At 45.9% G+C, this 6,000-nt stretch carries 6 protein-coding genes; 1 reads left to right on the forward strand and 5 read right to left on the reverse strand.

The window, feature by feature from the left end; translation table 11 throughout:
• Positions 1–239: 239 nt before the first annotated feature.
• Positions 240–440 (forward strand): TraR/DksA C4-type zinc finger protein, encoded by a 201-nt coding sequence (locus RBT11_19910; GenBank protein MDX9789051.1) that lies wholly within the window; start codon positions 240–242, stop codon positions 438–440.
• A 319-nt stretch (positions 441–759) separates the two neighbouring features.
• Here RBT11_19910 and RBT11_19915 read toward each other — a convergent pair whose 3' ends face one another.
• The 5 genes from RBT11_19915 to RBT11_19935 all read right to left on the reverse strand — a co-directional run bounded on the left by RBT11_19915 (position 760) and on the right by RBT11_19935 (position 5,870).
• On the reverse strand, positions 760–1,632 hold the full coding sequence (locus RBT11_19915; GenBank protein MDX9789052.1) for a tyrosine-type recombinase/integrase: 873 nt from the start codon (positions 1,630–1,632) through the stop codon (positions 760–762).
• A 588-nt stretch (positions 1,633–2,220) separates the two neighbouring features.
• The gene (locus RBT11_19920) at positions 2,221–2,448 is read right to left on the reverse strand and encodes an amphi-Trp domain-containing protein (GenBank protein MDX9789053.1); all 228 of its coding nucleotides are present in this window, start codon (positions 2,446–2,448) and stop codon (positions 2,221–2,223) included.
• Positions 2,449–2,941: 493 nt separating this feature from the next.
• On the reverse strand, positions 2,942–3,322 hold the full coding sequence (locus RBT11_19925) for a transposase (GenBank protein ID MDX9789054.1): 381 nt from the start codon (positions 3,320–3,322) through the stop codon (positions 2,942–2,944).
• Between the two features lie 147 nt (positions 3,323–3,469).
• Positions 3,470–4,561: a two-component system response regulator gene (locus RBT11_19930; protein MDX9789055.1), complete on the reverse strand. Its 1,092-nt coding sequence runs from the start codon at positions 4,559–4,561 to the stop codon at positions 3,470–3,472.
• 25 nt (positions 4,562–4,586) lie between these two features.
• Positions 4,587–5,870 carry a response regulator gene (locus RBT11_19935; GenBank protein ID MDX9789056.1) on the reverse strand — a complete coding sequence of 428 codons (1,284 nt, stop codon included), beginning with the start codon at positions 5,868–5,870 and terminating at the stop codon, positions 4,587–4,589.
• Positions 5,871–6,000 lie beyond the last annotated feature (130 nt).

Raw genomic sequence — 6,000 nt, forward strand, 5'->3', positions numbered from 1 at the left:
AGACTCACGAATAGAACCCATCTTTGTTGAAGATTACCTCGATACCGCAATTGCGCTCATGAAATAGGATGTTTTCGTTTTCTTGGTAGATAAGCCATGGAACGTGAGCACGGATACGGATAACAAATTTTCAGGGCAATTCCGGAGAATCGACAGCGTTAAAGATTTGGTCGTTAAGCACACTGATTGGCAAACGTATTTCAAACAGGCGAATTTATAACAGGCAAAAGGGAAGGAAGATGGACGATTGTGATGTGGCTGACAAATTCATAAACCTTCAAAGCAGCACCGGCGTGAAGGCAATTCAGAATGAACTTGGCCGGCCCGGGACGACTGATTGCGAAAATTGTGGCGAACCGATCCCTGAAAAGCGAAGAAGGGCGATGCCGAGTTGTCGGCTGTGTATTGACTGCCAGCGCGATCTTGAAAAAATGTGTTGATTATTCGTATCGGTTTATTTTTAATGTAAAAAATCAATAACATAATATATATTAAGTTAAAATCAGGATATCAGGATATATAGTATATGAGCTTTAGAATCTATTAGCTGCGAAAGGGGTATCTGCTTTATTATATACATATCGCAGAATGGATAGATGCCTGCTGGGAAAAAATTTGGATGATAGAAACCAATGTAAAGGCCGTTTGATATTTTTTAGGTCCATCCGGGCGCCGGGGGTCTGGGGGCGGTGGGGCAGGGGTGGGCTGGAGCTGCGTTCCCTGCCCGGCGCAGGTTGGCAATTTCGAAAAAAGTCAGAACTACCAATTCATCGCCTTTTCCATTTTTGCCTGCATCATTTCCGGCGTAGGGTGCAGGTACCGATCCCTAATCATTTCCGGTTTATCCCCGAACAGCCGCCCAATGTCGGCAAGGCTCATGCCGCCCACGTAATGAAGATATGTCGCTGAATAATGCCGGAAGGTGTGCGGGCCCCTGCCGTCTTTCGAATCTTTGATTCCGATATCGACCAACATGTCGGTGATAATTTTCTTGATGTGCTGCGGAGACGGGAAAACCTTTCGGGCCTGATGGTCAAAAATAATGACGTTGGTGGCCCGTAAAAGTTTTTCGAAGCTACGTTTCGTGTCGTCTGAATAAAATACTGGCCGCGGCTCCGTTTTTGAATCGGTGAGCCACACCGTCTTTTTGGTCATGGCCACGTCCTTGAATCGGACGTTGGCAATCTCCCGGACCCGGGCGCCGGTCTCAATCATAAGCCTGACAATCAAGTGGTTCCGGATATGGAACTCCGGCCATCGGTATCCAAGGCACTGCCTGATTTCGTCTTCGGTGAACCACCGGTTCATCGACTTGAGCTTGTGCGCTTTTTTTTCGGCATTGGGTATCCGGTAGGTGTATTCGATCGGGTGGCCGATGGACCGCATGGCGATCTTGATGATCGTTATGTATTGCTGGATCGTTTTCCCAGATTTGCCAAGGCCGGCCATGTGCTGTGTGTAATCGTTCAGCAGGTCTGCCGTTATGCTGGGTTCAGGTCGGTTCCCCGCACGGCCTGAAATGAAGGAAGTCAGGCTATTGATTGCGTGGCGGTAAGTGTCTGCTGTTGCGCGGGCAAGTGATTTGCAATGAGGTGATGAAAGGAACGACTTAATATCGATGTCTGCGGTCATGGGTAAACCTCCTCTTGTTTTCTTTCAAGATTCATTTCGAGAACGTCGCTATTGAACCCTTCGGATAGGACCTCGCATATTCCATGGATGGCCAACAGTCGAAAAGCCAACCACTTGGCCAGGGCGGCGCTTATTGCCGCTGCAATGAAACAACAAAAATCGGTCCGTGCCGAGCATGCCCAGAGTGAGCTTCTGAAATTTTATAGCCCAAAATAAGATTATCAGCTTCCGGTGAAATGGCACCGGGCTCTGCTGGGGAGCAACCCGACAAGGGATAGCCGGTTGAGGTGGCATCATGCCAATGAGGGGAGACTGTATTTGCCGATGAGCCCCCTCTCTTTTTGATATGATGCTTCTTGGTATGCCCTAAAAAAACCCAATCAAATCAGCCGGAGTGCAGCGACTCCTATCAAATAATCTGAAAATTCCGAAACCGTTTCAATTTAAACAGAAAATTCATACTCAAATAATTTTAAAATCAACAATGGTGTGGGTACCAATCAGATAAAAAAATGACAAAAAATGGATTTGCGGGCGATAAACCAAAAAACCGTCCAAAATTTTTGCTTCGGATGGATTAAGCGGAAATTATCCTATACGCCACTTAAACTGAAATCTAACCTCCTCCAAATTTCCCTCCCGCTCGTGCTCGATATTGAACGCTGCATCTGAAGGCACCATAACCATTTCCCCGGCGATCTGGATTCTGAACTGTTTCCTTTGTTCGATGCAGTCCGCCAGTCGACGGAGTTTTCCCACCATCTGGCTGGTAGTATGGCCTTGTTCGATATCCCTGTCTTTTTCTGCCTTTGGCATAAGGTCTCCTGATGAAATTTACTTTGTTGTGGATTTTAGTGACTGGTAGCCCTTGTAGTTCCGCTGAAAAGCTGTGAACCGGCTTACAGTCTTGATTGAAACAGGGGCAAAATATCCATGAATAGCAACCTAAAATTACCCCTTGTGGCAATGTAACATTAACAGGCAAAGTCGGCCCCGGGCTGGGTGAATCATACCGAATAGAGTCTTCACATTTAAAAAGGTGGCGGACTAGTGATGGGTTTGGCAACTGTTCTGCAATTCAGAGGGTGGATTGAGCGAAAATCGGTTATACATCATATTGTGGATACTGGGTCTATGTTTGCCACCCCAATTAAAATAACCCTGCATACCCATCTCAGTGACTCCATCTGGGTTTTAATTTTCAACCACGGGCGATCTGATCGACCCTCGGAGTCCAGATTATAAAAATGATAATATTAACCCGGCACCTTAATAGACGACCTATGCTGCATAAGCAATTTTCGGCTGCTTAAAGTATCTGGCTACTCAGTATGAAATTTTTTGCAGCATTCTTAAATGGGATACGGCCTTTTTCTTTAGGTGATCTTGTATTCCTTGCCGGAGTTCCTGAATGAACCCCGGCTTGCAGGTCGCAATTGAGATACTCATCCGGATTTAGCTCAGGGGAATAGGACGGGAGAAAGAAAACCTCAATTTGTGACTTATGTTCTTCGAGCCAATCTTTTACTATGTAACTGTGATGGACCTTAAGATTGTCGAGTATTAGGAATAGCTTTTGTTCCGGACCTTTGATTAACCGTTCCATGAATTTAATCATGATATCGGAATTCATTTTATCCTTATAGACCATGAAACGGACTTTCCCTTGAATTGTTACCGTAGAGATCAAATTAACCCGTTTGCACCTGGGATGAATCCGGATCGCCGGCGTATTACTCGTTCAAATATATTATGCAAGACGAAACGCCAAACTCGGCCCACGCCCCCGCATCGGATCATTTTTGGCACCAACGTCCTGCTCGAGAAATGGGCGACTTCACGTGTCCAAATGTTGGACGATTGGTTCACAAAATTCGGATTCGATCGATAAAAATGCACCTACGACCGCAGGATCAAAGTGCTTTCCAGTGCCTTCTCGAATGAGCGCACAGCTTTTTTCATGAGAAACAGGATTTTTATACGGCCGCTTAGAGCGAAGAGCATCATAGACATCCGCTATGGCGAGGATGCGTCCACTTAATGGAATTTCCTCCCCGGCAAGCCCATCAGGATAACCGGTGCCATCCCACTTTTCGTGATGCGATCTCGCAATATCAATGCCCATATTAATAAAGGCATTTTGGGGATATCGATCACGTACATTTTGAAGGGTTTTAGCCCCTATCGTGGTGTGAGTCTTCATGATGTCAAACTCCTCAGGGGTGAGCTTTCCCGGCTTTAAGAGGATGTGGTCAGGAATGCCTACCTTGCCAATGTCGTGCAGTGGGCTGGCATGAAAGATATTTTCAATGAACATATCCGTGATGATTTTAGCATAACGTTTATTTTTCTGCAGTTCTTGAGCAAGGATTTTGCAAAATATGCGAGTGCGCTCGATATGTTGTCCTGTTTCATCATCTCGATACTCTGCCAGCTTGGATATCGCGAGGATGGTTGACAGCTGCGAATCAGAAATTTCCTTGACTTTTTCCCGGACCAGATCCTCCAGATAAAGATTTTGTTTTTTTAGTTCCTGCTGCGCCCAACGCAGGCTGAGATGGGTCGTTAACCTCGCCAGGATTTCCTCTTCCTGGAAAGGTTTGGTCACGTAATCCACACCGCCTTGCGAAAAGGCTTTGACCTTGTTGATAGTATCGTCCATCGCGCTGATGAAAAGAACCGGTATATCTTTAAGTTTTTCATCAGCTTTCAAGCGTCGGCATACCTCGAATCCGTCCATTTCAGGCATCAAGATATCCAGCAGAATCAAGTCCGGCGGGTTCTTGGCAATGGCCCGCAAGGCCATTTCACCGTTGGGAAATTCCACTATTTTATATCCACGACTTTGGAGCATATTTTCCAAAAGATGCAGGTTCGCCGGGGTATCGTCCACCAGCATGATAGTTGCTTTTTTATTCTGCTTATTCATGGGGAAAACTTCTCTATACTCCAGGTTAAGGTTTTGAGGTGAATGGTTTATCGCCCTGATCAGAAAAAAAAAGGCTTTCGACTGCTGCCGTATCAGACAAAACGCTCTCGCTACTCAGAAACACTTTGATGGGTAAGACTATCGGGCTTCTCCAGTTTTTTGTCTTTAGCAACAAGCAGAGGTTTTGTGTGAGGTGCGTCCCTTTCGAAAGCACCAGTGTTCCGGATTTTGAGATAAGGTCTTCAGCTAGAATATGGCCTGGCCGTAACGCCACCAAATCCACCATCATCGCGTTTTGTGTTTCTTGAATCTGCAAATTTTCAGCATTTGCTATGTCTACGCCAAAGACCGTTCGCCCGAAATCACGCAATAGATCTGAGTGAAAAAGGTCCGGGAGTTGGGATTTATGCATTAACAGCAGGGCTTCTTTTTCTGAAAAACCACTTTCTCGTTGATCTTCGAAACCGGAAGCAATGGTCAATAGTTGACTACCTAAAATCTCGGCCGGCCAGTCCTGCCAAGGCGTTTTGATATACGGAAAGAAGCCGATTTTTTCAATCATGGCGGCAACAATGGCCAACCTAGGGATATTGCGCAGGATATCAGAAACCTCCTTATAGGTGTTGCGGTGGGGGTCTGGCTGTGTATCGGTTTGAATCGGAATCGTTTCTTTTGTATCTTCTTTAGAATATAAAGCGACAAGTTTCCCCAAGTTCGAAAGATTGGCTGCGACACTATACATCCACGCATTCTCCAGGTGCGCTCTTTCGGCGAAAGTGCGCACGTATTGAGCTATCTTCAATGTTTTCCGATACGCCTCGGGGCAGGATATGGCCAGCAGTTCACTTAGCGCTTTGATTGTGCCAACCATCGTTTCGTTTAACAGTCGCTTAATCTCCTGTTTCTGCCTTTGTAGCTCGAGATGAACACGCACCCTTGAAATGACCTCCTCTTCCTGGAAAGGTTTGGTCACGTAATCCACACCGCCTATCGAGAAGGCTTTGACCTTGTTGGCAGTATCGTCCAGCGCGCTGATGAAAAGAACCGGTATATCTCTTAGTTTTTCAATGAGTTTCAAGCGTCGGCATACCTCGAATCCGTCCATTTCAGGCATCAAGATATCCAGCAGAATCAAGTCCGGCGGGTTCTTGGCGATGGCCCGCAAGGCCATTTCACCGTTGGGAAATTCCACTATTTTATATCCGTGCCCGGTAAGCAGCTGAGCTAAAAAATTCAAGTTTTCCGGGGTATCGTCCACCAGCATGATAGTTGCTTTTTTATTCCCGGTATTCATAAGGCTCTCTCTCATTATCTCAATGCCGTTTCCTTAACAATTTGTTTTGTATTCATAGAAAAATCGATGTTGTTTGACCCTGTGTCGCCTTGGAAATTTTCTGTTGGGTCTCACGGATTCTGTCGTCTGAATGAATATGGTTCTT

This window comes from Desulfobacterales bacterium, from assembly GCA_034003325.1.
In the GTDB taxonomy this organism is placed as follows: domain Bacteria; phylum Desulfobacterota; class Desulfobacteria; order Desulfobacterales; family JAFDDL01; genus JAVEYW01.

Excerpts from the sequence above, each read along its gene's own strand:
- RBT11_19910 (MDX9789051.1), top strand. The coding sequence starts at position 240 with ATGGACGATTGTGATGTGGCTGACAAATTCATAAACCTTCAAAGCAGC.
- RBT11_19915 (MDX9789052.1), bottom strand. The coding sequence starts at position 1,632 with ATGACCGCAGACATCGATATTAAGTCGTTCCTTTCATCACCTCATTGC.
- RBT11_19920 (MDX9789053.1), bottom strand. The coding sequence starts at position 2,448 with ATGCCAAAGGCAGAAAAAGACAGGGATATCGAACAAGGCCATACTACC.
- RBT11_19930 (MDX9789055.1), bottom strand. The coding sequence starts at position 4,561 with ATGAATAAGCAGAATAAAAAAGCAACTATCATGCTGGTGGACGATACC.
- RBT11_19935 (MDX9789056.1), bottom strand. The coding sequence starts at position 5,870 with ATGAGAGAGAGCCTTATGAATACCGGGAATAAAAAAGCAACTATCATG.